Below are 25,721 nucleotides of genomic sequence, written 5' to 3' on the forward strand. Positions count from 1 at the left end.
GTTCAAATGGGCCTGCCCTAACGCCAATCACTCAGGGCTTTTTTTGTAGGAGCGAGCTTGCTCGCGAAAAACGTCAACGATAACGCGTGCTTTCTGAATGAGCGCGGTGCCTGTGGGTTTTTCGCGAGCAAGCTCGCTCCTACAGACGGCGGCGTACACTTAACAACGCAGCCGCGCCCAAACGTAACCACGATGCGAAGCGAGCCGCTCTTGATCTTGCTTTTGATCTCAGGCGCCCCGTTAAACCACGCTGGCCGAACGCAGGCGAGGTGCCGAGTGGTGGGGCAAGAGCGTTTTGCTTACTTTTGCGCTTTTCAAAAGTGAGCCGCTGTAAAAGCGGAACCATTAGCAGCCTTTACCGCAGAAACGGATATGTACCCGGTCCAATCAAACATCCCGACCAGCCCAGAGGCCATCATCAGGAGCAAGCTCCCACATTGCCTGCACAATCCTGCCCCAAGAACGCACCGCCCCTCCCTGAATCTAGAGGCACCCCATGACCTGGCTCCCCCACATCACCGTCGCCACCCTCGTCGAAGAAAACGGCCGCTTCCTGATGGTCGAAGAACTCAAGGGCGGCCGTGCCGTGCTCAATCAGCCCGCCGGCCACCTGGACCCGAACGAAACACTGACCGAAGCCGCCGTGCGTGAAACCCTCGAAGAAACCGGTTGGGACGTCGAAGCCACCGGCATCGTCGGCATCTACCTCTACACCGCCCCGAGCAACGGCGTGACCTATCAACGCGTCTGTTTCATCGCCAAGGCCCTGAAACACCACCCGGACTATCAACTCGACGAAGGCATCCTGCGCGCCCGCTGGCTGACCCGGGACGAGCTGCTGGGCCTGCGCGACGACTGGCGCAGCGAGCTGATCATCCGCTGTATCGATGATTATCTGGCCGGCCAGCGTCACAGCCTGGAATTGATCCGTCCTTCTCTTTAGCCTTGCGGGCCCAGGCCTGCTAGAATCGCGTCCTTTTTCAAGACACCCGTTGAAACCCTATGCGTGATCCAGCCCCTTCTGACACACAAAAGAAGCGCGTCATCGTCGGCATGTCCGGCGGCGTGGATTCTTCCGTTTCCGCCGTTCTGCTCATGGAGCAGGGTTATGAGGTGGAAGGCCTGTTCATGAAGAACTGGGAAGAAGACGATGGAACGGAATACTGCACCGCCATGGACGACCTGGCGGACGCCCAGGCCGTGTGCGACAAGATCGGTATCAAGCTGCACACCGCCAACTTCGCCGCCGAGTACTGGGACAACGTGTTCGAGCACTTCCTGGCCGAATACAAGGCCGGCCGTACGCCGAACCCGGACATCCTGTGCAACCGCGAGATCAAGTTCAAGGCGTTCCTCGACTACGCCATGATGCTGGGCGCCGACCTGATCGCCACTGGCCACTACGTACGCCGCCGCGACATCGATGGCCGTACCGAACTGCTCAAGGGCCTGGACCCGAACAAGGACCAGAGCTACTTCCTGCACGCCGTCGGCGGTGAACAGATCGCCAAGACCCTGTTCCCGGTTGGTGAGCTGGAAAAGCCCGAAGTGCGCAGGATCGCCGAGAAACACGGCCTGGCCACCGCCAAGAAGAAAGACTCTACCGGCATCTGCTTTATCGGCGAGCGCCGCTTCAGTGATTTCCTCAAGCAATACCTGCCGGCACAACCGGGCGAAATCAAAACCACCGACGGTGAAGTGATCGGCCGTCACCATGGCCTGATGTACCACACCATTGGCCAGCGCCAGGGCCTGGGCATCGGCGGCTTGAAGGACGCCGGTGAAGAGCCGTGGTACGTGCTGGTCAAGGACCTGGAAAACAACGTGCTGATCGTCGGCCAGGGCAACGAACACCCGCTGCTGTTCTCAGGCGCCCTGCTTGCTTCGGACATCTATTGGGTCAACCCGATCGACCTGAGCGCCCCACGCCGCCTGACCGCCAAGGTGCGCTATCGCCAGAGCGACCAGCCGTGCACCCTGGAAAAAACCGCCACGGGTTACCGCGCCACCTTCGATGACCCGCAACGTGCGGTCACCCCAGGCCAATCCGTGGTGTTCTATGACGGCGAAATCTGCCTGGGCGGCGGCGTCATCGAAGTCGCGCAAGCCTGGAGCAACCCGGCATGAGCCCGACCCAGGAGCAATTGACGGCCCTTGGCGGTGTATTTCTCGCTGCGGTACTGGTGGACAAGATCGCCAAGACCGGCCAGGTCACCGAGGCAGGCCTGACCTGCATGCTCGGCAGCCTGTTGATCCGCGACCCCAAGGACACCCTGGAAGTCTACGGCGGCGACGACCTGGCCTTGCGTGAAGGTTACCGGGCCTTGATCGGCGCCCTGGAACGCGACCCCAGCACCTTGCAGCGCGAACCCTTGCGCTACGCCCTGTCGATGCTCGGCCTCGAGCGCCAGTTGGCCAAGCGCGACGACCTGCTCGAAACCATCGGCAAACGCCTGCCGCAGATCCAATCCCAGGTTGAACATTTTGGCCCGGCCCACGAAAACGTGATCGCAGCCTGTGGCGCGCTGTACCAGGACACCTTGAGCACCTTGCGCCAGCGCATCCAGGTGCACGGCGATATGCGCAACCTGCAGCAACCGAACAACGCCTCGAAAATCCGCGCCCTGCTCCTGGCGGGGATTCGTTCGGCACGGTTGTGGCGCCAGTTGGGCGGTCATCGTTGGCAGTTGGTGATCAGCCGACGCAAATTGCTCAAAGAGCTTTACCCGTTGATGCGCAACGAATAAGTCGCACCAGCAAAACTTTTTCACGCTGTTACGCGTAATACGCCGGTCAGTTGGCAACGGACCGGCGGATTTTTTCATGTATGATACGCGCCCCATTTCGTTGCCCGACTGTCCGAGAACACCCCATGCAGCTTTCTTCGCTCACTGCGGTTTCCCCTGTTGACGGCCGCTACGCCGGCAAAACCCAGGCCCTGCGCCCTATTTTCAGCGAATACGGTTTGATCCGTGCTCGCGTCCTGGTTGAAGTGCGCTGGCTCCAGCGCCTGGCCGCTCACCCCGCCATCAGCGAAGTGCCGGCGTTTTCCGCCGAGGCCAACGCTGTCTTGAATACCCTGGCGGAAAACTTCTCCCTGGAGCACGCCGAGCGTGTGAAAGAGATCGAGCGCACCACCAATCACGACGTCAAGGCCATCGAGTACCTGCTCAAAGAGCAAGCGGCCAAGCTGCCGGAACTGGCCCAGGTCAGCGAGTTCATCCACTTTGCCTGCACCAGCGAGGACATCAACAACCTGTCCCACGCCCTGATGCTGCGCGAAGGCCGTGATGACGTAATGCTGCCGCTGATGCGCCAGACCGCCGAAGCGATCCGCGAACTGGCGATCCGCTTCGCCGCCGTGCCGATGTTGTCGCGCACCCACGGCCAGCCGGCATCGCCGACCACCCTGGGCAAGGAACTGGCCAACGTGGTGTACCGCCTGGAGCGCCAGATCGCACAAGTCGCCGCCGTGCCGCTGCTGGGCAAGATCAACGGCGCCGTGGGCAACTACAACGCACACCTGTCGGCCTACCCCGAGATCGACTGGGAAGCCAACGCCCGCGCCTTCATCGAAGACGAGTTGGGCCTGGGCTTCAACCCCTACACTACGCAGATCGAACCCCACGACTACATCGCCGAGCTGTTCGACGCGATCGCACGCTTCAACACTATCCTGATCGACTTCGATCGCGATATCTGGGGCTACATCTCCCTGGGCTATTTCAAGCAGCGCACCATTGCCGGTGAAATCGGTTCGTCGACCATGCCGCACAAGGTCAACCCGATCGACTTCGAAAACTCCGAAGGCAACCTCGGCATCGCCAACGCCCTGTTCCAGCACCTGGCCAGCAAGTTGCCGATCTCGCGCTGGCAGCGCGATTTGACCGACTCCACCGTACTGCGCAACCTCGGCGTGGGCTTTGCCCACAGCGTGATCGCGTACGAAGCCAGCCTCAAGGGCATCAGCAAGCTGGAGCTCAACGAGCAGAAAATCGCCGCTGACCTGGATGCCTGCTGGGAAGTCCTGGCGGAGCCGATCCAGACCGTGATGCGCCGCTACAACATCGAAAACCCTTACGAGAAGCTCAAAGAGTTGACGCGCGGCAAGGGCATCACCTCCGATGCGCTGCAAACTTTCATCGACGGCCTGGACATGCCAGCTGCCGCCAAGGCCGAGCTGAAACTGCTCACCCCGGCCAACTACATCGGTAACGCTGTAGAGCAAGCCAAGCGCATCTGATCATCGAACGACCCTTTGAGACGCCCGGCCGCGCCGGGCGTTTTTATTCCTGTCTTAAAAGTGCTTTTTTTCAATAGGTTACACATGAATCCTGATATCCCTCTTCAACTTCTGGGCGGCATCACGGCACGGGAATTCCTGCGCGACTACTGGCAGAAGAAACCGCTGCTGATCCGCCAGGCCATCCCCGACTTCGAAAGCCCGATCGACGCCGACGAACTGGCCGGCCTGGCCCTGGAAGAAGAAGTCGAGTCGCGCCTGGTGATCGAACACGGCGAACGTCCGTGGGAACTGCGTCGCGGCCCGTTCGCCGAAGACGCCTTCAGCACCCTGCCCGAGCGTGAATGGACCCTGCTGGTACAGGCAGTGGATCAGTTCGTGCCGGAAGTCGCCGAGCTGCTCGAGCACTTTCGCTTCCTGCCAAGCTGGCGCATCGATGATGTGATGATCAGCTTCGCCGCACAGGGTGGCAGCGTCGGCCCGCACTTCGACAACTACGATGTGTTCCTGCTGCAAGCCCAGGGCAAGCGCAACTGGAAAATCGGCCAGATGTGCAACTCTGAAAGCCCGCTGCTGCAGCACGCCGACCTGCGCATCCTCGCCGAATTCGAAGAAAGCGCCGAATGGGTCCTCGAACCGGGCGACATGCTTTACCTGCCGCCGCGCCTGGCGCATTTCGGCATTGCCGAAGACGACTGCATGACCTACTCGGTAGGCTTCCGTGCGCCGAGCGCTGCCGAGGTGCTGACCCACTTCACCGACTTCCTCAGCCAGTACCTGACCGACGAAGAGCGCTACACCGATGCCGACGCCCAGCCGGTCAGCGACCCGCATCAGATTCAGAGCGATGCGCTGGATCGCCTCAAGAGCCTGCTGGCCGAGCACATGAGCGACGAGCGCATGCTGCTGACCTGGTTCGGCCAGTTCATGACCGAACCGCGCTACCCGGAGTTGGTGGCAGGCGAAGAGCTGGGCGAGGACGACTTCATCAGCAGCCTGCAAGACGGCGCGATCCTGGTGCGCAACCCGAGTGCGCGCCTGGCCTGGTCGGAAGTGGACGACGACGTGTTGCTGTTCGCCAGCGGCCAGAGCCGTTACCTGCCGGGCAAACTGCGCGAACTGTTGAAACTGGTGTGCTCGGCAGACGCCCTGCACAGCGAGAACCTCGGCGCCTGGCTGGCCGACGAAGACGGCCGCGACCTGCTGTGCGAACTGGTCAAGCAAGGCAGCCTGGGGTTTGCGGATGAATAGGATTCACGTAAGTGTCGCGGACTGGCGAAAGGATATCGACGAGATTCGGCGCATTCGTGAAGCGGTATTCATCGCTGAACAATCGGTTCCCCCCGAGCTGGAATGGGACGCGGACGACGCCGGTGCGATGCACTTTCTGGCGTTCGAAGGTGATTTCCCGATTGGCACCGCGCGGCTGCTGCCCAGCGGCGAGATCGGCCGCGTGTCGGTACTCAAGGACTGGCGCGGGCTGAAGGTCGGCGACAAGCTGATGGAAGCGGTGATCGGCGTGGCCGAGAAGCGCGGCCAGAGCCGGCAATTCCTCAGTGCGCAGGTCTATGCGGCGCCGTTCTACGAGCGGCTGGGTTTCAAGATTGTCAGTGATGAGTTTCTTGAAGTCGGGATTCCGCATGTGGATATGGTGCGCGGGGACTGATCCGGGACCGCGTCGCGGCTATCGGGGGCAAGCCCCCTCCCACATTTTGACCGAGTACATCATCAAGTGTGGGAGGGGGCTTGCCCCCGATAGCTATTTCAGCAACACCACAAAATGCCCTGCCTTGCCAGGGCATTTTGCTGTCTGATATTCAACTTGCGACCCGCCGGGCCGACAAACTGGCACTAAATGAATTGCAGAGATAACGGACATGTCCCTACGCACCCTGCTCACCGCCCTCCTCCTGGCCGCCAGCGCATCGGCCATGGCCGACACCGAAGTGGTCAACCTGAGTAACCGCACCAGCGCCGACCTGCTGCCCGTGGCGCAGAACTTTATCGGCAAGGACGGCACCGTGAGTGCCTATGGCAACCAGCTCATCGTCAACGCGGCGCCGGCAAAGATCGAAGGCCTGCGCACCCTGCTCGCTCAACTCGACACCCCGGCCAAGCGCCTGCTGATCACCGTCGACACCAATGAAAACAACCAGCAGGCCAGCGGCGACAGCCAGACCCGTATCATCAGCTACGGCACCACCAGCCGCGACGGCGGCGTCCAGCAGATCCAGGCCAGCGAAGGCGTGCCGGCACTGATCCAGGTCGGCCAGAGCGTACCGCTGACCACCACCCAGCAGGACAGCTACGGTCGCCTGCAGAACCAGACCCAGTATCGCAACGTCACCCAGGGTTTCTACGTGACCGCCAGCGTCACCGGCGAGACCGTTCACCTGGCCATCAGTACCAATCGTGACCGCATGAGCCAGGAACGTCCCGATGTAGTGAACGTACAAAGTACCGACACAACTGTCAGCGGCCGCCTGGGCGAATGGATTTCCCTGGCCGGCATCAACCGTGAGACCCAGGCCGATAAATCCTCTACAACCCGCAGCTACGCTACTCAGGGCCGCGATGACCTGACGGTGCGGGTCAAGGTCGACACGCTGAACTGAAGCACCAAAAACTGACTGGCGAGTCGTATTAGACTAAATATGTAGTGCCTGAAAAAAAGCACTACAAAACATTTGACGACCCCAAAAAGGCTGTGCATGATGGCCTCGCTCCCGCTAATCAAGGGCCCTGGCAAGGGCCTTCGAACCCTACAAGACGCGACGACGAGGTTTAACTACATGGCACTGACACGCGAACAGCAAATTGCAGCCCTTGAAAAAGACTGGGCTGAAAACCCACGCTGGAAAGGCGTGACCCGCGCTTATTCCGCTGCTGACGTCGTCCGCCTGCGTGGCTCGGTCCAACCTGAGCACACCTTCGCAAAACTCGGCGCCGAGAAGCTGTGGAACCTGGTCACCCAGGGTGCCAAGCCGTCCTTCCGTCCCGACAAAGATTTCGTCAACTGCATGGGCGCCCTCACTGGCGGCCAGGCAGTGCAGCAGGTAAAAGCCGGTATCCAGGCGATTTACCTGTCCGGCTGGCAAGTGGCCGCGGACAACAACTCCGCTGAATCCATGTACCCCGACCAATCGCTGTACCCGGTGGACTCCGTGCCGACCGTGGTCAAGCGCATCAACAACTCGTTCCGGCGTGCCGACCAGATCCAGTGGAAAGCCGGTAAAGGTCCGGGCGACGAAGGCTACATCGACTACTTCGCGCCTATCGTGGCCGACGCCGAAGCCGGTTTCGGCGGCGTACTCAACGCCTACGAACTGATGAAGAGCATGATCGAGGCGGGCGCCGCCGGCGTGCACTTTGAAGACCAGCTGGCGTCGGTGAAAAAATGCGGCCACATGGGCGGCAAGGTGCTGGTTCCGACCCAGGAAGCCGTACAGAAGCTGACCGCCGCACGCTTGGCCGCTGACGTTGCCGGCACGCCAACCATCATCCTGGCGCGCACCGATGCCAACGCCGCTGACCTGCTGACTTCGGACTGCGATCCGTACGACCAGCCATTCGTCACCGGCGAACGCACCCAGGAAGGTTTCTATAAAGTGCGCGCCGGTCTCGACCAGGCGATCGCCCGTGGCCTGGCCTACGCGCCGTACGCCGACCTGATCTGGTGCGAAACCGCCAAGCCGGACCTGGACGAAGCGCGTCGCTTCGCCGAAGCGATCAAGAAGGAATACCCGGACCAACTGCTGTCCTACAACTGCTCGCCTTCCTTCAACTGGAAGAAGAACCTGGACGACGCGACCATCGCCAAGTTCCAGCGCGAGCTGTCCGCCATGGGCTACAAACACCAGTTCATCACCCTGGCCGGCATTCACAACATGTGGCACAGCATGTTCAACCTGGCGCACGACTACGCCCGCAACGACATGACCGCCTACGTGAAGCTGCAGGAGCAGGAATTCGCTGACGCCGCCAAAGGCTACACCTTCGTGGCGCACCAGCAGGAAGTGGGCACCGGCTACTTCGACGACATGACCACCGTGATCCAGGGCGGCACCTCGTCCGTGACCGCGCTGACCGGTTCGACCGAGGAAGAGCAGTTCCACTGAGTGACTGAGTACACGGCCACTGCGGCCCCAGGGAAGACCTAACCGCAGTGCCGCACAGCCATCACGCCCCGACTGGTTCGGGGCGTTTTTTTGCCTGCACATAATCTACTGATGCACCACGAATCCCATGTGGGAGGGGGCTTGCCCCCGATAGCTGTGGGCCAGCAACCGATGTGCTGACTGACACTCGGCAATCGGGGGCAAGCCCCCTCCCACAATGGATTTTGCGCAAAACATTGATCCAGAGCGGTGTCCGCCCGGATCAAATCAGTTAAAAGATGCGCACCCATAACTAAGCGACACTCAACCAAGTAACGGCAACTTACCCCGCTACACGAGAAACATTCGCTTAAACCCCACGCAAACAATATTCATTATCATTTGGAATGAGAAAACTTCGATACCACTTAAACAAAACACATTTGATAAAAAGCCCGCTAATGCCCGCCCTGCAAGGGCTACAGCCCTATAAAGGTGCACTATGTGCTTATTCCGCCGAATAATTTCGCCACAGGAATTTTACTTGCCCGGTGTTTAGCCATAAAATCACCGCGATTGATTGCAGTGCGACATATCGTCACTGCATCGTGACTTTTTCGAGCTCAGAGACCTTTGCTCTCTGTTAAGGATTTCCAGCATGACCGACGCGACAGGACTCATGGCCCACAACTGGGGCTTTGCCATTTTCCTCCTCGGTGTTGTGGGGCTTTGCGCCTTCATGCTCGGCGTCTCCAGCCTCCTCGGGTCAAAAGCCTGGGGTCGCAGCAAAAACGAACCGTTCGAGTCCGGCATGCTACCTACAGGTGGCGCCCGCTTGCGGCTCTCAGCCAAATTCTATCTGGTCGCGATGCTCTTCGTGATCTTCGATATCGAAGCCCTCTTTCTCTTTGCCTGGTCTGTGTCCGTCCGCGAAAGCGGCTGGACCGGATTCGTCGAAGCTCTCGTTTTCATAGCAATTCTGTTGGCAGGTCTTGTCTACCTGTTCCGAGTGGGCGCCCTTGACTGGGCTCCGGAAGCTCGTCGCAAGCGGCAAGCGAAGCTGAAACAATGAGGCTTTGGCGATGCAATACAATCTCACCAGGATCGACCCGGATGCTCCTAACGAGCAGTACCCCATCGGCGAACGGGAAACCGTTTCCGACCCGTTAGAAGACCAAGTCCACAAAAACATCTACATGGGCAAGCTGGAAGACGTGCTGAGTGGCGCGGTCAACTGGGGGCGTAAGAACTCCCTGTGGCCGTACAACTTCGGCCTTTCGTGCTGCTACGTGGAAATGACCACCGCTTTCACGGCGCCCCACGACATCGCGCGCTTTGGCGCCGAGGTTATCCGGGCATCGCCGCGCCAGGCGGATTTCATGGTTATCGCCGGTACCTGCTTTATCAAGATGGCGCCGATCATCCAGCGTCTCTATGAGCAAATGCTCGAACCGAAATGGGTGATCTCCATGGGTTCGTGTGCCAACTCCGGTGGCATGTACGACATCTACTCCGTCGTTCAAGGGGTGGACAAGTTCCTGCCCGTGGACGTCTACGTGCCTGGCTGCCCGCCCCGTCCCGAAGCATTCCTGCAAGGCTTGATGCTGTTGCAGGAATCGATTGGCAAGGAGCGTCGCCCACTGTCCTGGGTCGTCGGCGATCAAGGTGTGTACCGCGCCGAGATGCCGTCCCAAAAGGAACAGCGCCGCGAACAGCGAATCGCAGTCACCAACCTGCGCAGCCCCGACGAAGTCTGATCCAGCCCGCTTCTTTTTATAGAACGAAAACCTGGCTTCATTCTTTACGTTGACCGAAAGCGATAAAAAACCATGACTACAGGCAGTGCTCTGTATATCCCGCCTTACAAGGCAGACGACCAGGATGTGGTTGTCGAACTCAATAACCGTTTTGGCCCTGATGCCTTCACCGCCCAGGCCACACGCACCGGTATGCCGGTGCTGTGGGTGGCGCGTGCCAGGCTTGTAGAAGTCCTGAGCTTCCTGCGCAACCTGCCCAAGCCGTACGTCATGCTCTATGACCTGCATGGCGTGGACGAGCGTCTGCGCACCAAGCGCCAGGGCCTGCCGAGCGGCGCCGATTTCACCGTGTTCTACCACTTGATGTCGCTGGAACGTAACAGCGACGTGATGATCAAGGTCGCCCTCTCCGAGAGCGACCTGAGCGTCCCGACCGTGACCGGTATCTGGCCGAACGCCAGCTGGTACGAGCGTGAAGTGTGGGACATGTTCGGTATCGATTTCCCGGGCCACCCGCACCTGACGCGCATCATGATGCCGCCGACCTGGGAAGGTCACCCGCTGCGCAAGGACTACCCTGCCCGCGCCACCGAATTCGACCCGTTCAGCCTGACCCTCGCCAAGCAGCAGCTTGAAGAAGAGGCCGCGCGCTTCCGTCCGGAAGACTGGGGCATGAAGCGTTCCGGCACCAACGAGGACTACATGTTCCTCAACCTGGGCCCGAACCACCCTTCGGCCCACGGTGCCTTTCGTATCATCCTGCAACTGGACGGCGAGGAAATCGTCGACTGCGTCCCGGACATCGGCTACCACCACCGTGGCGCCGAAAAGATGGCCGAGCGACAGTCCTGGCACAGCTTCATCCCCTACACCGACCGTATCGACTACCTCGGCGGCGTGATGAACAACCTGCCGTACGTGCTCTCCGTCGAGAAGCTGGCCGGTATCAAGGTGCCGGACCGCGTCGACACCATCCGCATCATGATGGCCGAGTTCTTCCGCATCACCAGCCACCTGCTGTTCCTGGGTACCTACATCCAGGACGTCGGTGCCATGACCCCGGTGTTCTTTACCTTCACCGACCGCCAGCGCGCCTACAAGGTCATCGAAGCCGTCACCGGTTTCCGCCTGCACCCGGCCTGGTACCGCATCGGCGGCGTGGCCCACGACCTGCCGAACGGCTGGGAGCGCCTGGTCAAGGAATTCATCGACTGGATGCCCAAGCGTCTGGACGAGTACCAGAAGGCCGCCCTGGATAACAGCATCCTCAAGGGCCGTACCATCGGCGTCGCGCAATACAACACCAAAGAGGCCCTGGAATGGGGCGTCACCGGTGCCGGCCTGCGTTCCACCGGTTGCGACTTCGACCTGCGCAAGGCACGCCCGTACTCCGGCTACCAGAACTTCGAATTCGAAGTGCCGCTGGCGGCCAATGGCGACGCCTACGACCGTTGCATCGTGCGCGTCGAAGAAATGCGCCAGAGCCTGAAGATCATCGAGCAGTGCATGCGCAACATGCCGGCCGGCCCGTACAAGGCGGATCACCCGCTGACCACGCCGCCGCCCAAAGAGCGCACGCTGCAGCACATCGAGACCCTGATCACGCACTTCCTGCAAGTCTCGTGGGGCCCGGTGATGCCGGCCAACGAGTCCTTCCAGATGATTGAAGCGACCAAGGGCATCAACAGTTATTACCTGACGAGCGATGGCGGCACCATGAGCTACCGCACCCGGATTCGTACCCCAAGCTTCCCGCACTTGCAGCAGATCCCTTCGGTGATCAAAGGCGAGATGGTCGCGGACTTGATTGCGTACCTGGGTAGTATCGATTTCGTTATGGCCGACGTGGACCGCTAAGCATGAACAGCACGCTTATCCAGACAGACCGTTTCACCCTGAGTGAAACCGAGCGCTCGGCCATCGAGCACGAGTTGCATCACTACGAAGACCCGCGCGCGGCGTCGATCGAAGCCTTGAAGATCGTCCAGAAGGAACGTGGCTGGGTGCCGGACGGCGCCCTCTACGCCATCGGCGAAATCCTCGGCATCCCCGCCAGCGACGTTGAAGGCGTGGCGACGTTCTACAGCCAGATCTTCCGCCAGCCCGTGGGCCGCCACATCATTCGCGTGTGCGACAGCATGGTTTGCTACATCGGTGGCCACGAGTCCGTGGTCAGCGAGATCCAGGCCAAGCTGGGCATCGGCCTCGGCCAGACCACCGCCGACGGCCGCTTCACGCTGCTGCCGGTGTGCTGCCTGGGCAACTGCGACAAGGCGCCGGCGTTGATGATCGACGACGACACATTCGGTGACGTACAGCCTGCTGGCGTGACCCAATTGCTCGAGGGCTACCCATGACCCTGACTTCCTTCGGCCCGGCCAACCTGATCAAGCGTTCGGCCGAGACCCACCCGCTGACCTGGCGCCTGCGTGATGACGGCGAGCCGGTATGGCTTGACGAATACCAGGCCAAGAACGGCTACGCCGCCGCGCGCAAGGCCTTCGCCGACATGGCCCAGGACGATATCGTCCAGACCGTCAAGGACGCCGGTCTCAAGGGCCGTGGCGGTGCAGGCTTCCCCACGGGCGTGAAGTGGGGCCTGATGCCCAAAGACGAATCCATCAACATCCGCTACCTGCTGTGCAACGCGGATGAAATGGAGCCCAACACCTGGAAAGACCGCATGCTGATGGAGCAACTGCCCCATCTGCTGATCGAAGGCATGCTGATCAGCGCCCGCGCGCTGAAAACCTACCGGGGTTATATCTTCCTGCGCGGCGAATACACCACCGCCGCCAAGCACCTCAACCGTGCCGTGGCCGAAGCCAAGGCGGCGGGCCTGCTGGGCAAGAACATCCTGGGCTCGGGCTTCGACTTCGAGCTGTTCGTGCACACCGGCGCCGGGCGCTATATCTGCGGTGAAGAAACCGCACTGATCAACTCCCTCGAAGGCCGCCGCGCCAACCCGCGCTCCAAGCCGCCCTTCCCTGCCGCCGTGGGTGTGTGGGGCAAGCCGACCTGCGTGAACAACGTCGAGACCCTGTGCAACGTGCCGGCGATCATCGCCGACGGCGTGGACTGGTACAAATCGTTGGCCCGTGAAGGCAGTGAAGACATGGGCACCAAGCTCATGGGCTTCTCCGGCAAGGTCAAGAACCCGGGCCTGTGGGAACTGCCGTTCGGCGTGACCGCGCGCGAGCTGTTCGAGGACTACGCCGGCGGCATGCGCGACGGCTACACCTTGAAAGCCTGGCAGCCAGGCGGCGCCGGCACCGGCTTCCTGCTGCCCGAGCACCTCGACGCACAGATGTATGCCGGCGGCATCGGCAAGGTGGGCACCCGGATGGGCACCGGCCTGGCGATGGCGGTGGACAACACGGTGAACATGGTCTCGTTGCTGCGCAACATGGAGCAGTTCTTTGCCCGTGAATCCTGCGGTTTCTGCACCCCATGCCGCGACGGCCTGCCGTGGAGCGTGAAGCTGCTGATGGCCCTGGAAAACGGCGAAGGCCGCGAGGGTGATATCGAAACCCTGCTCGGGCTGGTGGGTTTCCTTGGCCCAGGCAAGACCTTCTGTGCTCACGCACCGGGCGCCGTGGAGCCATTGGGCAGCGCAATCAAATACTTCCGCTCTGAATTCGAGGCCGGCATCGCGCCAACCCGCGCGGGCGAACTCACTCAGGTGGTATCACCGACCATGGTCGGTGCGTAACGCTTAAAAAGGCGAAGGGTCCGTGCCCTTCGCTTTTCTCATGTGCGGACGCCTTGATGGCTGTGTTGATGCACATGAATAACAAGATTCCATTAGCCACGCCCGCTGACAACGGGCCAACGAAGAACTTTGAACCATGGCCACTATCCACGTAGACGGCAAAGCGCTCGAAGTCGATGGGGCGGACAACCTGTTACAGGCATGTCTGTCACTCGGCCTCGACATCCCGTATTTCTGCTGGCACCCCGCGCTTGGTAGCGTCGGTGCCTGTCGCCAGTGTGCGGTCAAGCAATACACCGACGAGAACGACACCCGTGGTCGTATCGTCATGTCCTGCATGACCCCAGCCACCGACAACACCTGGATCTCCATCGACGATGAAGAATCCAAGGCGTTCCGCGCCAGCGTGGTCGAATGGCTGATGACCAACCACCCCCACGACTGCCCGGTCTGTGAGGAAGGCGGTCATTGCCACCTGCAAGACATGACGGTGATGACCGGCCACAACGAGCGCCGTTATCGCTTCACCAAGCGCACCCACCAGAACCAGGACCTCGGCCCGTTCATTTCCCACGAAATGAACCGCTGCATCGCCTGCTACCGCTGCGTGCGCTTCTATAAAGACTACGCCGGCGGCACCGACCTGGGCGTGTTCGGCGCCCACGACAACGTGTACTTCGGTCGCGTTGAAGACGGCGTGCTCGAAAGCGAATTCTCCGGCAACCTCACCGAGGTCTGCCCGACCGGTGTGTTCACCGACAAGACTCACTCCGAGCGCTACAACCGCAAGTGGGACATGCAGTTCGCCCCGAGCATCTGCCACGGCTGCTCCAGCGGTTGCAACATCTCCCCGGGCGAGCGCTACGGTGAACTGCGTCGTATCGAAAACCGCTTCAACGGTTCGGTCAACCAGTACTTCCTGTGCGACCGTGGCCGTTTCGGCTATGGCTACGTCAACCGTGAAGACCGCCCACGCCAGCCACTGCTGGCCGATGGCGCCAAGCTGAGCCTGGACGCGGCGCTGGATAAAGCCGCCGACCTGTTGCGCGGGCGTAATATCGTCGGTATCGGTTCGCCCCGCGCCAGCCTCGAAAGCAACTTCGCGTTGCGCGAACTGGTCGGCGCCGAGCATTTCTACAGCGGCATTGAAGCCGGTGAGCTGGAGCGTATCCGCCTGGTCCTGCAAGTGCTGAACGACAGCCCGCTGCCGGTACCGAACATGCGCGACATCGAAGACCACGATGCGATCTTCGTGCTCGGTGAAGACCTGACCCAGACCGCTGCGCGTATCGCGTTGTCGCTGCGCCAATCGGTCAAAGGCAAGGCCGAGGAAATGGCCGACGCCATGCGCGTACAGCCGTGGCTTGACGCGGCGGTGAAAAACATCGGCCAGCACGCGCTGAACCCGCTGTTTATCGCCTCCCTGGCTGAAACCAAGCTCGACGATATCGCCGAAGAATGCGTCCACGCCGCGCCGGACGACCTGGCCCGCCTCGGTTTCGCCGTGGCCCACGCCCTCGACGCCAGCGCGCCGGCCGTTGAAGGCCTGGACGCTGAAGCTGTCGAGTTGGCTCAGCGTATTGCCGACGCCCTGCTGGCAGCCAAGCGCCCCTTGATCATTGCCGGCACCTCGTTGGGTTCCAAGGCGCTGATCGAAGCCGCCGCCAACATCGCCAAGGCCCTGAAACTGCGCGACAAGAACGGCTCCATCAGCCTGGTCGTTCCGGAAGCCAACAGCCTCGGCCTGGCCATGCTTGGCGGCGAGTCCGTGGATGCCGCGCTGCAAGCGGTGATCGACGGCAATGCCGACGCCATCGTCGTGCTGGAAAACGACCTGTACACCCGCACCGCTGCGGCCAAGGTTGACGCTGCACTCAACGCCGCCAAGGTGCTGATCGTCGCCGACCACCAGAAGACCGCTACCAGCGAGCGTGCCGACCTGGTGCTGCCAGCCGCCACCTTCGCCGAAGGCGACGGTACCCTGGTCAGCCAGGAAGGCCGCGCCCAGCGCTTCTTCCAGGTGTTCGATCCGAAGTACATGGATGCCAGCATCCTGGTGCACGAAGGCTGGCGTTGGCTGCATGCCCTGCGCGCCACCCTGCTGAACCAGCCGATTGACTGGACCCAGCTCGACCACGTCACCGCAGCCACCGCTGCGAGCGCGCCGCAGTTGGCCCGCATCGTCGACGCTGCACCGTCCGCCGCGTTCCGTATCAAGGGCTTGAAACTGGCCCGTGAACCGCTGCGCTACTCCGGGCGTACCGCCATGCGTGCTGATATCAGCGTGCACGAACCGCGTACCCCGCAAGACATCGACACCGCGTTCGCCTTCTCCATGGAAGGTTATTCGGGGTCGGCCGAGCCGCGACAGCAGGTGCCGTTTGCCTGGTCGCCGGGCTGGAACTCGCCGCAGGCCTGGAACAAGTTCCAGGACGAAGTTGGTGGTCACATCCGCGCGGGCGACCCGGGCACCCGCCTGATCGAAAGCAGCGGCGATTCGCTGAACTGGTTCGCGGCGGTACCGCGTCCGTTCAACCCGGCGCCGGGCACCTGGCAGGTCGTGCCGTTCTTCCACCTGTTCGGCAGCGAAGAAACCTCTTCCAAGGCCGCGCCGGTTCAAGAACGCATCCCCGCAGCCTACGTGTCGCTGGCCAAGTCCGAAGCCGACCGCCTGGGCGTCAACGACGGTGCCCTGCTCAGCCTGAGCGTGGCCGGCCAGACCCTGCGTCTGCCGCTGCGCATCAACGACGAGCTGGGCGCCGGCCTGGTTGCACTGCCAAAAGGCCTCGCCGGGATTCCTCCAGCGATCTTTGGCCACACCGTTGACGGTCTGCAGGAGGCAGCGCAATGACTTGGTTCACTCCTGAAGTGATCGACGTGATCATCTCGGTGGTCAAGGCCATCGTGATCCTGTTGGCCGTGGTCGTCGCGGGCGCCCTGCTCAGCTTCGTCGAACGTCGCCTGCTGGGCTGGTGGCAGGACCGTTACGGTCCGAACCGCGTCGGCCCGTTCGGCATGTTCCAGATCGCCGCCGACATGCTGAAGATGTTCTTCAAGGAAGACTGGACCCCGCCGTTCGCCGACAAGGTGATCTTCACCCTGGCGCCGGTCGTGGCCATGAGCGCCTTGCTGATCGCCTTCGCGATCATCCCGATCACCCCGACCTGGGGCGTCGCGGACCTGAACATCGGCCTGCTGTTCTTCTTCGCCATGGCCGGTTTGTCGGTGTATGCGGTGCTGTTCGCCGGCTGGGCAAGTAACAACAAGTTCGCCCTGCTGGGCAGCCTGCGTGCCTCGGCGCAAACCGTCTCCTATGAAGTGTTCATGGGCCTGGCACTGATGGGCATCGTGGTGCAGGTTGGCTCGTTCAACATGCGCGACATCGTCGAGTACCAGGCGCAGAACCTGTGGTTCATCATTCCGCAGTTCTTTGGCTTCTGTACCTTCTTCATCGCGGGCGTGGCCGTGACTCACCGTCACCCCTTCGACCAGCCGGAAGCGGAACAGGAACTGGCCGACGGTTACCACATTGAATATGCCGGCATGAAGTGGGGCATGTTCTTCGTCGGTGAGTACATCGGCATCATCTTGATCTCGGCCCTGCTGGTCACGCTGTTCTTCGGCGGCTGGCACGGCCCGTTCGGCATCCTGCCGCAGTTGGCCTTCTTCTGGTTCTTCCTGAAGACCGCGTTCTTCATCATGCTGTTCATCCTGCTGCGCGCCTCGATTCCGCGCCCGCGCTATGACCAGGTGATGGATTTCAGCTGGAGATTCTGCCTGCCGCTGACCCTGATCAATTTGCTGGTGACGGCTGCCGTCGTGTTGTTGAACACGCCGGCTGCCGCGGTTCAGTGAGGATTTGACCCATGTTCAAATATATTGGCGACATCGTTAAGGGTACCGGTACCCAGTTGCGAAGCCTGGTGATGGTGTTCGGTCACGGCTTTCGCAAACGCGACACCCTGCAATACCCGGAAGAGGCGGTGTACCTGCCGCCGCGCTATCGCGGCCGCATCGTACTGACCCGCGACCCCGATGGCGAAGAGCGTTGCGTAGCCTGCAACCTGTGCGCCGTGGCGTGCCCGGTAGGTTGCATCTCCCTGCAGAAAGCTGAAACCGAAGACGGTCGCTGGTACCCGGACTTCTTCCGCATCAACTTCTCGCGCTGCATTTTCTGCGGCCTCTGCGAGGAAGCTTGCCCGACCACCGCGATCCAGCTCACACCGGATTTCGAGATGGCCGAGTTCAAACGTCAGGACCTGGTGTACGAGAAAGAAGATCTGCTGATCTCTGGTCCCGGTAAAAACCCTGATTACAACTTCTATCGTGTTGCAGGTATGGCCGTTGCCGGTAAGCCAAAAGGCGCCGCACAAAACGAAGCCGAGCCGATCAACGTGAAGAGCTTGCTGCCTTAAGGAAGAAAGATGGAATTCGCTTTCTATTTCGCATCGGGTATTGCAGTGGTGTCCACGCTTCGCGTGATCACCAACACCAACCCCGTGCACGCCCTGCTCTACCTGATCATTTCGCTGATCGCCGTGGCCATGACCTTCTTTGCCCTCGGCGCACCGTTCGCCGGTGTACTGGAAGTGATCGCCTATGCCGGCGCCATCATGGTGCTGTTCGTGTTTGTGGTGATGATGCTCAACCTGGGGCCGGCTTCGGTCGCCCAGGAACGCGTCTGGCTCAAGCCCGGCATCTGGCTTGGCCCGGTTGTCCTCGCAGCCCTGCTGCTGGGTGAACTGCTGTATGTGCTGTTCGCTCACCAGAGCGGCCAGGCCATCGGCCACACCACCGTGGACGCGAAAGCCGTGGGCGTCAGCCTGTTCGGCCCGTACCTGCTGGTGGTCGAACTGGCTTCGATGCTGCTGCTTGCCGCAGCCATCACGGCCTTCCACTTGGGCCGCAACGAAGCCAAGGAGCAATGACGATGCCTGCTATCCCCTTGGAGCATGGTCTGGCGGTCGCCGGCATCCTGTTCTGCCTTGGCCTGGTCGGCCTGATGGTTCGCCGTAACATTCTGTTCGTGTTGATGAGCCTGGAAATCATGATGAACGCTGCGGCACTGGCGTTCATCGTGGCAGGCGCACGTTGGGGCCAGCCGGATGGGCAAGTCATGTTCATCCTGGTGATCAGCCTGGCAGCCGCCGAGGCCAGCATTGGCCTGGCGATCCTGCTGCAACTGTATCGTCGCTTCCACACGCTTGATATCGACGCTGCCAGTGAGATGCGCGGATGAACATGATCTTTCTGACTTTCGTATTTCCCCTGATCGGTTTCCTGCTGCTGTCGTTCTCTCGCGGACGCTGGTCGGAGAACCTCTCGGCCCTGATCGGCGTAGGCTCGATTGGCTTGTCGGCCATCGTTGCCGCCTACGTCATCTGGCAATTCAACGTGGCGCCGCCGGAAGGCGGTCACTACACCCTGGTGCTGTGGCAGTGGATGTCGGTGGAGGGCTTCAAGCCCAACTTCGCCCTCTATGTCGACGGCCTGTCGATCACCATGCTCGGCGTGGTGGTGGGTGTGGGCTTCCTGATCCACCTGTTCGCGTCCTGGTACATGCGCGGTGAAGCGGGCTACTCGCGCTTCTTCTCGTACACCAACCTGTTTATCGCCAGCATGCTGTTCCTGGTGCTCGGCGATAACCTGTTGTTCCTGTACTTCGGCTGGGAAGGCGTGGGCCTGTGCTCGTACCTGTTGATCGGTTTCTACTACAGCAACCGCAACAACGGTAACGCGGCACTCAAGGCGTTTATCGTCACGCGGATCGGCGACGTGTTCATGGCCATCGGCCTGTTCATTCTGTTCCAACAGGTGGGCACGCTGAACATCCAGGAACTGCTGGTGCTGGCACCGCAGAAATTCCAGGTCGGCGATTTCTGGATCACCCTGGCGACCCTGATGCTGCTGGGCGGCGCCGTGGGTAAATCCGCGCAACTGCCACTGCAGACCTGGCTGGCGGATGCGATGGCCGGTCCTACCCCGGTGTCGGCACTGATCCACGCCGCGACCATGGTCACCGCCGGTGTCTACCTGATTGCCCGTACACACGGCCTGTTCACCCTGGCGCCGGACATCCTGCACCTGGTCGGCATCGTCGGCGGCGTGACCCTGGTACTGGCCGGCTTCGCCGCGCTGGTCCAAACCGACATCAAGCGTATCCTCGCCTACTCGACCATGAGCCAGATCGGCTACATGTTCCTGGCCCTGGGCGTCGGCGCCTGGGACGCGGCGATCTTCCACCTGATGACCCACGCCTTCTTCAAGGCCCTGCTGTTCCTTGCTTCCGGTGCGGTGATCGTTGCCTGCCACCACGAGCAGAACATCTTCAAGATGGGTGGCCTGTGGAAGAAGCTGCCACTGGCCTACGCCAGCTTCATCGTCGGTGGTGCCGCCCTGGCCGCCCTGCCGCTGGTGACCGCAGGCTTCTACTCCAAGGACGAAATCCTCTGGGAAGCGTTTGCCAGCGGTAACCATAACCTGCTGTATGCAGGCCTGGTGGGTGCGTTCATGACCTCGCTGTACACCTTCCGCCTGATCTTCATCACCTTCCACGGTGAAGCCAAGACCGAAGCCCACGCAGGCCACGGCATCTCGCACTGGCTGCCGTTGTCGGTGCTGATCATCCTGTCGACGTTCATCGGCGCGCTGATCACCCCGCCATTGGCCGGTGTACTGCCGCAAAGCGTCGGCCATGCCGGCGGCGCCGACAAGCACAGCCTGGAAATCGCCTCGGGCGCCATCGCCATCGCCGGTATCCTGCTCGCGGCCCTGCTGTTCCTCGGCAAGCGTCGCCTGGTAACCGCCGTGGCCAACAGTGGCATTGGCCGTTTCCTCTCGGCCTGGTGGTTCGCCGCCTGGGGCTTCGACTGGATCTACGACAAACTGTTCGTCAAACCTTACCTTGCGATCAGCCACGTGCTGCGCAAAGACCCGCTCGACCAGACCATCGGTCTGATCCCGCGCGCCGCCAAGGCCGGTCACACCGCCCTGAGCCGCAGCGAGACCGGCCAGTTGCGTTGGTACGCAGCGTCCATGGCGGCCGGTGCCGTGCTGGTGATCGGCGCCATCGTGGTGGTGGCGGTATGACTATGAACTTTGCGAACTTTGCAAACTTGCGAAAGGAAACGAGCCTGTCATGATTCTGCCCTGGCTAATCCTGATCCCCTTTATCGGCGGCCTGCTCTGCTGGATGGGTGAACGCTTCGGCGCCACCCTCCCCCGCTGGATCGCGTTGCTGACCATGTCCCTGGAACTCGCGCTCGGCCTCTGGCTGTGGGCCCACGGCGACTATTCATTCGCTCCGGCACCGGGTGTCGATCCCACCTTCGCGCTTGAATTCAAGCACGTGTGGATCCAGCGCTTCGGCATCAACGTGCACCTGGCCCTCGACGGCCTGTCGCTGTTGATGATCCTGCTGACCGGCCTGCTGGGTATCCTCTCGGTACTTTGCTCGTGGAAAGAGATCCAGCGTCACGTGGGCTTCTTCCACCTGAACCTGATGTGGATCCTGGGCGGCGTTGTCGGCGTGTTCCTGGCGCTGGACCTGTTCATGTTCTTCTTCTTCTGGGAAATGATGCTGGTGCCGATGTACTTCCTCATCGCGCTCTGGGGTCACAGTTCTTCGGACGGCAAGAAAACCCGGATCTACGCGGCGACCAAGTTCTTCATCTTCACCCAGGCTTCCGGCCTGATCATGTTGGTGGCGATCCTGGGTCTGGTCCTGGTCAACTTCAACAGCACCGGCGTGATCACCTTCAACTACGCCGACCTGTTGAAGACCAAGATGTCGCTGACCACCGAGTACGTGCTGATGCTGGGCTTCTTCATCGCGTTCGCGGTGAAGCTGCCGGTGGTGCCGTTCCACTCCTGGTTGCCTGACGCCCACGCCCAGGCGCCGACCGCCGGTTCCGTCGACCTCGCCGGTATCCTGTTGAAGACCGCTGCCTACGGCCTGCTGCGTTTCGCCCTGCCGCTGTTCCCGAATGCCTCGGCCGAATTTGCGCCGATTGCCATGACCCTGGGTCTGATCGGGATCTTCTACGGCGCGTTCCTGGCCTTCGCGCAAACCGACATCAAGCGTCTGATTGCGTTCTCGTCCGTTTCCCACATGGGTTTCGTACTGATCGGCATCTACTCCGGCAGCCAGCTGGCGCTGCAAGGCGCGGTGATCCAGATGTTGGCCCACGGTGTTTCGGCCGCTGCACTCTTTATCCTGAGTGGTCAGCTGTACGAGCGCCTGCACACCCGTGACATGCGTGAGATGGGTGGCGTGTGGTCCCGCATCGCTTACCTGCCGGCAATCAGCCTGTTCTTCGCCGCTGCGTCCCTGGGCTTGCCGGGTACCGGTAACTTCATCGGCGAATTCCTGATCCTGATGGGGGCCTTCGTACAGACGCCGTGGATCAGTGCCATTGCCACCTCCGGCCTGGTGTTCGGTTCGGTCTACTCGCTGATCATGATCCACCGCGCCTACTTCGGCCCGGCCAAGTCCGACACCGTCCTGCAAGGGATGGATGCGCGCGAACTGATCATGGTGCTCGGCCTTGCGGTGCTGCTGATCTACATCGGCGTATACCCGCAGCCGTTCCTGGACACGTCCGCCGCCACGATGCATGGCGTGCAGCAGTGGTTCGGCACCGCCTTCTCTCAACTCGCTTCGGCCCGGTAAGAGCGCTATGGAATTCACGATCCAACACTTTATCGCGCTTGCGCCGCTGCTGATCACCAGCCTCACCATTGTGGTGGTGATGCTGGCGATCGCCTGGCGCCGCAATCATTCGCAAACGTTCCTGCTGTCCTGTGCCGGTTTGAACCTGGCCCTGCTGTCGATCATCCCGGCCCTCAAGGTCGCGCCACTGGCGGTCACGCCATTGATGATGGTCGATGACTTCGCCCTGCTGTACATCGCCCTGATCCTGGTGGCGACGCTGGCCTGTGTCACGCTCGCCCATGCCTACCTCGGCGAAGGCGCCGCCGGCTACCCGGGCAACAAGGAAGAGCTGTACCTGCTGATCCTGCTGGCCGCGGCCGGTGGCATCGTGCTGGTCAGCGCACAGCACCTGGCCGGCCTGTTCATCGGCCTGGAACTGCTGTCGATCCCGACTTACGGTTTGGTGGCGTATGCCTTCTTCAGCAAGCGCTCCCTGGAAGCCGGCATCAAATACATGGTGCTGTCGGCCGCCGGTTCCGCGTTCCTGTTGTTCGGTATGGCCCTGCTCTACGCCGAAGCCGGCAGCCTGAGCTTCACCGGTATCGGCCACGCCCTGGCCGCCACCAACAGCCCGGCGCCAATCGCCCAGTTGGGCCTGGCAATGATGCTGATCGGCCTGGCGTTCAAGCTGTCGCTGGTGCCCTTCCACCTGTGGACCCCGGACGTGTACGAAGGCGCCCCGGCGCCGGTGGCCGCGTTCCTGGCCACGGCGTCCAAGGTTGCCGTGTTTGCAGTGATGGTGCGTCTGTTCCAGATCTCGCCTGCGGCCAACACCGGCGTGCTGAGCAACGTGCTGACCGTGATCGCCATTGCGTCGATCCTGTTCGGCAACCTGCTGGCGCTGACTCAGAACAACCTCAAGCGTCTGCTGGGTTATTCGTCCATCGCCCACTTCGGCTACCTGCTGATCGCCCTGGTGGCGAGCAAAGGCCTGGCCGTGGAAGCCATCGGCGTGTACCTGGTCACCTACGTGATCACCAGCCTGGGTGCGTTCGGCGTCATCACCTTGATGTCGTCGCCGTACAAAGGCCGTGACGCCGACGCCCTGTACGAATACCGCGGCCTGTTCTGGCGCCGTCCGTACCTGACCGCCGTGCTGACCGTGATGATGCTGTCCCTGGCGGGTATCCCGCTGACGGCCGGCTTTATCGGCAAGTTCTACATCGTCGCCACCGGCGTCGAGGCCCACGAGTGGTGGCTGGTTGCGTCCCTGGTACTGGGCAGCGCCATCGGCGTGTTCTACTACCTGCGCGTGATGGTCACCCTCTACCTGATCGAGCCGAACCTGCGCCGTGTGGATGCCGAGCTGCACTGGGAACAGAAGGCAGGTGGCGTGATGCTGCTGGCCATCGCCCTGCTCGCGTTCTTCCTGGGCGTGTACCCGCAACCGTTGCTCACCCTGGTGCAGCATGCGGTGCTGGGGGTTTGATCGTTTAGGTTGATGCAGTCAACAGAACGGCGCCTTTGGGCGCCGTTTTGCGTTTCCAAGGCCTGTTTTTTCCCTTCCCTGCTCGCTGACTTTTCCTTCTTGCTATACCTCTTCCTCTGGCATCTCCCCTGCTGGAAAGGGTTCTATGGTGTTTGCGTTTTAAGAAAGTTCCCACAGCAAGGGCACTTGACCCAAGGCGAGTGGGCCACCAAACTATACGCAGGCTACGTACAGAGCATGGATGCTCTATTTATCGAACTGCCGGCCTTCGAGCGGCATCGCAAGGACTATCTGAGTGACGAGCTTTTCCACGGTTTTCAACAGGAGTTGATGAAAAACCCGGAAGCAGGAGATGTGATCGAGGGAACGGGAGGGTTACGCAAGGTTCGCTTCGTCGATGAGCGACGAAACAAAGGTAAACGCGGTGGCCTGCGGGTCATTTACTACTGGTGGTCAGGCGGCACGCAATTCTGGTTATTCACCTTGTACGGCAAGCACGAACAGAGCGACCTGACACCACAACACAAGAAAGCCCTTAAATACATGCTGGACAGGGAAATCAAAGCGAGAACACACAATGAAACGTGAAATTTTTTCCGAACTGGTCGAAGGCTTCGATGCGCTGGCCGAAGAACGCCATGGCAAGATCACCCTGCGCACCCATAAGGCGCAGCTCAACAAACTCGACCCCCTCACAGCTGAAGAAGTGGTTGCAGTACGCCAGCAACTCAACCTCTCCCGGTCGGTATTCGCCATGTACCTGCGTACCAACACCCGCACCCTGGAGAACTGGGAACAAGGCCGGGCCAAGCCCAATGCACAGGCTGTCACGTTGATACGACTGGTGGCGCGTTTTCCCGAGACCGTGGCGCAACTTGCGGCACTGGGCTGACCTGAAACAGCTGCAAAAAAAACGCCCCGAATGTTCGGGGCGTTTTTTATAGTGCAATAACGTCAGAACGCGATACCGACCTTCAAGCCATACTCATCACGCTTGAGCTTGGTATTGTCGGCTACATAGGAATCGTCATCGAGCTTGTACTCGGTGCGGGTGTAGTACAGGCCCGCCATCACCGGCAGGTTGCCCTTCTGGTTCATCAGCAGGCTGACTTCGGCGTAAGGGTTGGTGCGGTCCTTGAGGTCCACGCTGTCGCTGCCGACGCCGTCCACCTTGAGTTTGGCGCGGCCATCAATGGTATGACGGGCGCCGGCTTCAACGCGCAGGGTCATGTCATCGAACTGATGGTTGTAGCCCAGGGCAGCCTTGGCGAACGGCGACTTGTTGGTGAGCTTCAGGTCGTAGCCGTTGGTGTCCGGCTCGTAGCGGGTCCAGGTGTAGCCACCGCCGACGATCACGTCGACGAAGTTGCGTGCATCCAGCGCGGCGCGCCAGCCGAGGTCGAGGTCGGCCTGGCCTTCCTTGAGTTTGTTGTCGCTCTTTTCGCCGTACTTGGCTTCGATACCGGCCTGGTAGATGAAGCCGGATTCGGCAGTGAGCTTATTGCCGAAGTTGTAGAACAGGCCCGCCTCGGGCATGTGGTCCTTGTCGCTGTCGCTACCGCCTTCGAGTTTGAAGTCGTTATAGCTGCCGAGGATCCCGAAGGTGGAAATCGGGTCGGTCGACGGTGCCGCAAACACCACGCCTGGCGCCGCCACCAGGGCCAGCCACGAGGTGTTCTTGAGGAAGTTTCCGAATAGTTTGGACATCGTTTACATCTCCATTTTTTGAGTGGGCAAAGTATTCAGGAATCAGTTCGAACCTTCGCATTT

At 61.1% G+C, this 25,721-nt stretch carries 24 protein-coding genes; 23 read left to right on the forward strand and 1 reads right to left on the reverse strand.

The window, feature by feature from the left end; genetic code table 11:
- Positions 1-496: 496 nt before the first annotated feature.
- The 23 genes from BFQ00_RS14580 to BFQ00_RS14690 all read left to right on the forward strand — a co-directional run bounded on the left by BFQ00_RS14580 (position 497) and on the right by BFQ00_RS14690 (position 24,843).
- Positions 497-943: an NUDIX hydrolase gene (locus BFQ00_RS14580; RefSeq protein WP_065933912.1), complete on the forward strand. Its 447-nt coding sequence runs from the start codon at positions 497-499 to the stop codon at positions 941-943.
- Positions 944-1,002: 59 nt separating this feature from the next.
- Complete coding sequence (mnmA, locus tag BFQ00_RS14585) at positions 1,003-2,127, forward strand: tRNA 2-thiouridine(34) synthase MnmA (protein ID WP_065884958.1); 1,125 nt, start codon at positions 1,003-1,005, stop codon at positions 2,125-2,127.
- Entirely contained in the window at positions 2,124-2,747 is a 624-nt protein-coding gene (hflD, locus tag BFQ00_RS14590; RefSeq protein ID WP_017137510.1) for a high frequency lysogenization protein HflD, read from the forward strand. Before mnmA ends, hflD begins: the two co-directional genes overlap by 4 nt.
- A 125-nt stretch (positions 2,748-2,872) precedes the next feature.
- The gene (purB, locus tag BFQ00_RS14595; protein ID WP_065884957.1) at positions 2,873-4,243 is read left to right on the forward strand and encodes an adenylosuccinate lyase; all 1,371 of its coding nucleotides are present in this window, start codon (positions 2,873-2,875) and stop codon (positions 4,241-4,243) included.
- A gap of 84 nt (positions 4,244-4,327) precedes the next feature.
- Positions 4,328-5,494, forward strand: coding sequence for a ribosomal protein uL16 3-hydroxylase (locus tag BFQ00_RS14600; RefSeq protein WP_065933913.1), 1,167 nt, complete (start codon positions 4,328-4,330; stop codon positions 5,492-5,494).
- Positions 5,487-5,909 carry a GNAT family N-acetyltransferase gene (locus tag BFQ00_RS14605; protein ID WP_065884955.1) on the forward strand — a complete coding sequence of 141 codons (423 nt, stop codon included), beginning with the start codon at positions 5,487-5,489 and terminating at the stop codon, positions 5,907-5,909. Before BFQ00_RS14600 ends, BFQ00_RS14605 begins: the two co-directional genes overlap by 8 nt.
- 211 nt (positions 5,910-6,120) lie before the next feature.
- Positions 6,121-6,858, forward strand: a complete 738-nt coding sequence (locus BFQ00_RS14610) for a secretin N-terminal domain-containing protein (RefSeq protein WP_065884954.1) — start codon at positions 6,121-6,123, stop codon at positions 6,856-6,858.
- 177 nt (positions 6,859-7,035) lie between these two features.
- Positions 7,036-8,361 (forward strand): isocitrate lyase, encoded by a 1,326-nt coding sequence (aceA, locus tag BFQ00_RS14615; protein ID WP_025858968.1) that lies wholly within the window; start codon positions 7,036-7,038, stop codon positions 8,359-8,361.
- A gap of 637 nt (positions 8,362-8,998) precedes the next feature.
- A complete protein-coding gene (locus tag BFQ00_RS14620) occupies positions 8,999-9,412 on the forward strand; it encodes an NADH-quinone oxidoreductase subunit A (protein WP_003192109.1) in 414 nt (137 codons plus the stop codon).
- A gap of 10 nt (positions 9,413-9,422) precedes the next feature.
- Positions 9,423-10,097 (forward strand): NuoB/complex I 20 kDa subunit family protein, encoded by a 675-nt coding sequence (locus BFQ00_RS14625; RefSeq protein ID WP_003174719.1) that lies wholly within the window; start codon positions 9,423-9,425, stop codon positions 10,095-10,097.
- A gap of 72 nt (positions 10,098-10,169) precedes the next feature.
- Positions 10,170-11,954: an NADH-quinone oxidoreductase subunit C/D gene (gene nuoC / locus BFQ00_RS14630; protein WP_057721785.1), complete on the forward strand. Its 1,785-nt coding sequence runs from the start codon at positions 10,170-10,172 to the stop codon at positions 11,952-11,954.
- Positions 11,955-11,956: 2 nt separating this feature from the next.
- A complete protein-coding gene (nuoE, locus tag BFQ00_RS14635) occupies positions 11,957-12,454 on the forward strand; it encodes an NADH-quinone oxidoreductase subunit NuoE (protein WP_003232080.1) in 498 nt (165 codons plus the stop codon).
- A complete protein-coding gene (nuoF, locus tag BFQ00_RS14640; RefSeq protein WP_065933914.1) occupies positions 12,451-13,809 on the forward strand; it encodes an NADH-quinone oxidoreductase subunit NuoF in 1,359 nt (452 codons plus the stop codon). The genes nuoE and nuoF overlap by 4 nt, the downstream gene beginning before the upstream one ends.
- A gap of 136 nt (positions 13,810-13,945) precedes the next feature.
- A complete protein-coding gene (gene nuoG / locus BFQ00_RS14645) occupies positions 13,946-16,660 on the forward strand; it encodes an NADH-quinone oxidoreductase subunit NuoG (protein WP_065933915.1) in 2,715 nt (904 codons plus the stop codon).
- On the forward strand, positions 16,657-17,664 hold the full coding sequence (nuoH, locus tag BFQ00_RS14650; protein ID WP_003192116.1) for an NADH-quinone oxidoreductase subunit NuoH: 1,008 nt from the start codon (positions 16,657-16,659) through the stop codon (positions 17,662-17,664). The genes nuoG and nuoH overlap by 4 nt, the downstream gene beginning before the upstream one ends.
- Positions 17,665-17,675: 11 nt before the next feature.
- Positions 17,676-18,224, forward strand: a complete 549-nt coding sequence (gene nuoI / locus BFQ00_RS14655) for an NADH-quinone oxidoreductase subunit NuoI (RefSeq protein WP_003174725.1) — start codon at positions 17,676-17,678, stop codon at positions 18,222-18,224.
- Between the two features lie 9 nt (positions 18,225-18,233).
- Complete coding sequence (gene nuoJ / locus BFQ00_RS14660; RefSeq protein ID WP_065884950.1) at positions 18,234-18,737, forward strand: NADH-quinone oxidoreductase subunit J; 504 nt, start codon at positions 18,234-18,236, stop codon at positions 18,735-18,737.
- A gap of 2 nt (positions 18,738-18,739) precedes the next feature.
- Positions 18,740-19,048, forward strand: coding sequence for an NADH-quinone oxidoreductase subunit NuoK (gene nuoK, locus BFQ00_RS14665; RefSeq protein WP_003174727.1), 309 nt, complete (start codon positions 18,740-18,742; stop codon positions 19,046-19,048).
- Entirely contained in the window at positions 19,045-20,898 is a 1,854-nt protein-coding gene (gene nuoL, locus BFQ00_RS14670) for an NADH-quinone oxidoreductase subunit L (protein WP_065894935.1), read from the forward strand. Before nuoK ends, nuoL begins: the two co-directional genes overlap by 4 nt.
- Positions 20,899-20,947: 49 nt before the next feature.
- Positions 20,948-22,480 (forward strand): NADH-quinone oxidoreductase subunit M, encoded by a 1,533-nt coding sequence (nuoM, locus tag BFQ00_RS14675; protein ID WP_065884948.1) that lies wholly within the window; start codon positions 20,948-20,950, stop codon positions 22,478-22,480.
- Positions 22,481-22,487: 7 nt separating this feature from the next.
- Entirely contained in the window at positions 22,488-23,951 is a 1,464-nt protein-coding gene (nuoN, locus tag BFQ00_RS14680) for an NADH-quinone oxidoreductase subunit NuoN (RefSeq protein ID WP_065884947.1), read from the forward strand.
- Between the two features lie 237 nt (positions 23,952-24,188).
- Positions 24,189-24,539: a toxin gene (locus BFQ00_RS14685; protein WP_065894987.1), complete on the forward strand. Its 351-nt coding sequence runs from the start codon at positions 24,189-24,191 to the stop codon at positions 24,537-24,539.
- Positions 24,529-24,843 (forward strand): helix-turn-helix domain-containing protein, encoded by a 315-nt coding sequence (locus BFQ00_RS14690; RefSeq protein ID WP_065933916.1) that lies wholly within the window; start codon positions 24,529-24,531, stop codon positions 24,841-24,843. The genes BFQ00_RS14685 and BFQ00_RS14690 overlap by 11 nt, the downstream gene beginning before the upstream one ends.
- 62 nt (positions 24,844-24,905) lie before the next feature.
- Here BFQ00_RS14690 and BFQ00_RS14695 read toward each other — a convergent pair whose 3' ends face one another.
- Positions 24,906-25,658 (reverse strand): outer membrane beta-barrel protein, encoded by a 753-nt coding sequence (locus BFQ00_RS14695; RefSeq protein ID WP_065933917.1) that lies wholly within the window; start codon positions 25,656-25,658, stop codon positions 24,906-24,908.
- Positions 25,659-25,721: the final 63 nt, after the last annotated feature.

This window comes from Pseudomonas sp. 28 E 9, assembly GCF_900004785.1.
Taxonomy (GTDB): Bacteria; Pseudomonadota; Gammaproteobacteria; order Pseudomonadales; family Pseudomonadaceae; genus Aquipseudomonas; species Aquipseudomonas orientalis_A.

Bases quoted from the DNA above. Each gene is read 5' to 3' on its own strand.
- hflD (WP_017137510.1), top strand. From the start codon at position 2,124: ATGAGCCCGACCCAGGAGCAATTGACGGCCCTTGGCGGTGTATTTCTC.
- nuoK (WP_003174727.1), top strand. From the start codon at position 18,740: ATGCCTGCTATCCCCTTGGAGCATGGTCTGGCGGTCGCCGGCATCCTG.
- BFQ00_RS14620 (WP_003192109.1), top strand. From the start codon at position 8,999: ATGACCGACGCGACAGGACTCATGGCCCACAACTGGGGCTTTGCCATT.
- BFQ00_RS14610 (WP_065884954.1), top strand. From the start codon at position 6,121: ATGTCCCTACGCACCCTGCTCACCGCCCTCCTCCTGGCCGCCAGCGCA.
- nuoI (WP_003174725.1), top strand. From the start codon at position 17,676: ATGTTCAAATATATTGGCGACATCGTTAAGGGTACCGGTACCCAGTTG.
- aceA (WP_025858968.1), top strand. From the start codon at position 7,036: ATGGCACTGACACGCGAACAGCAAATTGCAGCCCTTGAAAAAGACTGG.
- BFQ00_RS14695 (WP_065933917.1), bottom strand. From the start codon at position 25,658: ATGTCCAAACTATTCGGAAACTTCCTCAAGAACACCTCGTGGCTGGCC.
- nuoC (WP_057721785.1), top strand. From the start codon at position 10,170: ATGACTACAGGCAGTGCTCTGTATATCCCGCCTTACAAGGCAGACGAC.
- purB (WP_065884957.1), top strand. From the start codon at position 2,873: ATGCAGCTTTCTTCGCTCACTGCGGTTTCCCCTGTTGACGGCCGCTAC.
- nuoE (WP_003232080.1), top strand. From the start codon at position 11,957: ATGAACAGCACGCTTATCCAGACAGACCGTTTCACCCTGAGTGAAACC.
- nuoH (WP_003192116.1), top strand. From the start codon at position 16,657: ATGACTTGGTTCACTCCTGAAGTGATCGACGTGATCATCTCGGTGGTC.
- BFQ00_RS14685 (WP_065894987.1), top strand. From the start codon at position 24,189: ATGGATGCTCTATTTATCGAACTGCCGGCCTTCGAGCGGCATCGCAAG.
- nuoJ (WP_065884950.1), top strand. From the start codon at position 18,234: ATGGAATTCGCTTTCTATTTCGCATCGGGTATTGCAGTGGTGTCCACG.
- nuoN (WP_065884947.1), top strand. From the start codon at position 22,488: ATGGAATTCACGATCCAACACTTTATCGCGCTTGCGCCGCTGCTGATC.
- nuoL (WP_065894935.1), top strand. From the start codon at position 19,045: ATGAACATGATCTTTCTGACTTTCGTATTTCCCCTGATCGGTTTCCTG.
- nuoF (WP_065933914.1), top strand. From the start codon at position 12,451: ATGACCCTGACTTCCTTCGGCCCGGCCAACCTGATCAAGCGTTCGGCC.
- mnmA (WP_065884958.1), top strand. From the start codon at position 1,003: ATGCGTGATCCAGCCCCTTCTGACACACAAAAGAAGCGCGTCATCGTC.
- BFQ00_RS14580 (WP_065933912.1), top strand. From the start codon at position 497: ATGACCTGGCTCCCCCACATCACCGTCGCCACCCTCGTCGAAGAAAAC.
- BFQ00_RS14625 (WP_003174719.1), top strand. From the start codon at position 9,423: ATGCAATACAATCTCACCAGGATCGACCCGGATGCTCCTAACGAGCAG.
- BFQ00_RS14600 (WP_065933913.1), top strand. From the start codon at position 4,328: ATGAATCCTGATATCCCTCTTCAACTTCTGGGCGGCATCACGGCACGG.
- BFQ00_RS14605 (WP_065884955.1), top strand. From the start codon at position 5,487: ATGAATAGGATTCACGTAAGTGTCGCGGACTGGCGAAAGGATATCGAC.
- nuoM (WP_065884948.1), top strand. From the start codon at position 20,948: ATGATTCTGCCCTGGCTAATCCTGATCCCCTTTATCGGCGGCCTGCTC.
- nuoG (WP_065933915.1), top strand. From the start codon at position 13,946: ATGGCCACTATCCACGTAGACGGCAAAGCGCTCGAAGTCGATGGGGCG.
- BFQ00_RS14690 (WP_065933916.1), top strand. From the start codon at position 24,529: ATGAAACGTGAAATTTTTTCCGAACTGGTCGAAGGCTTCGATGCGCTG.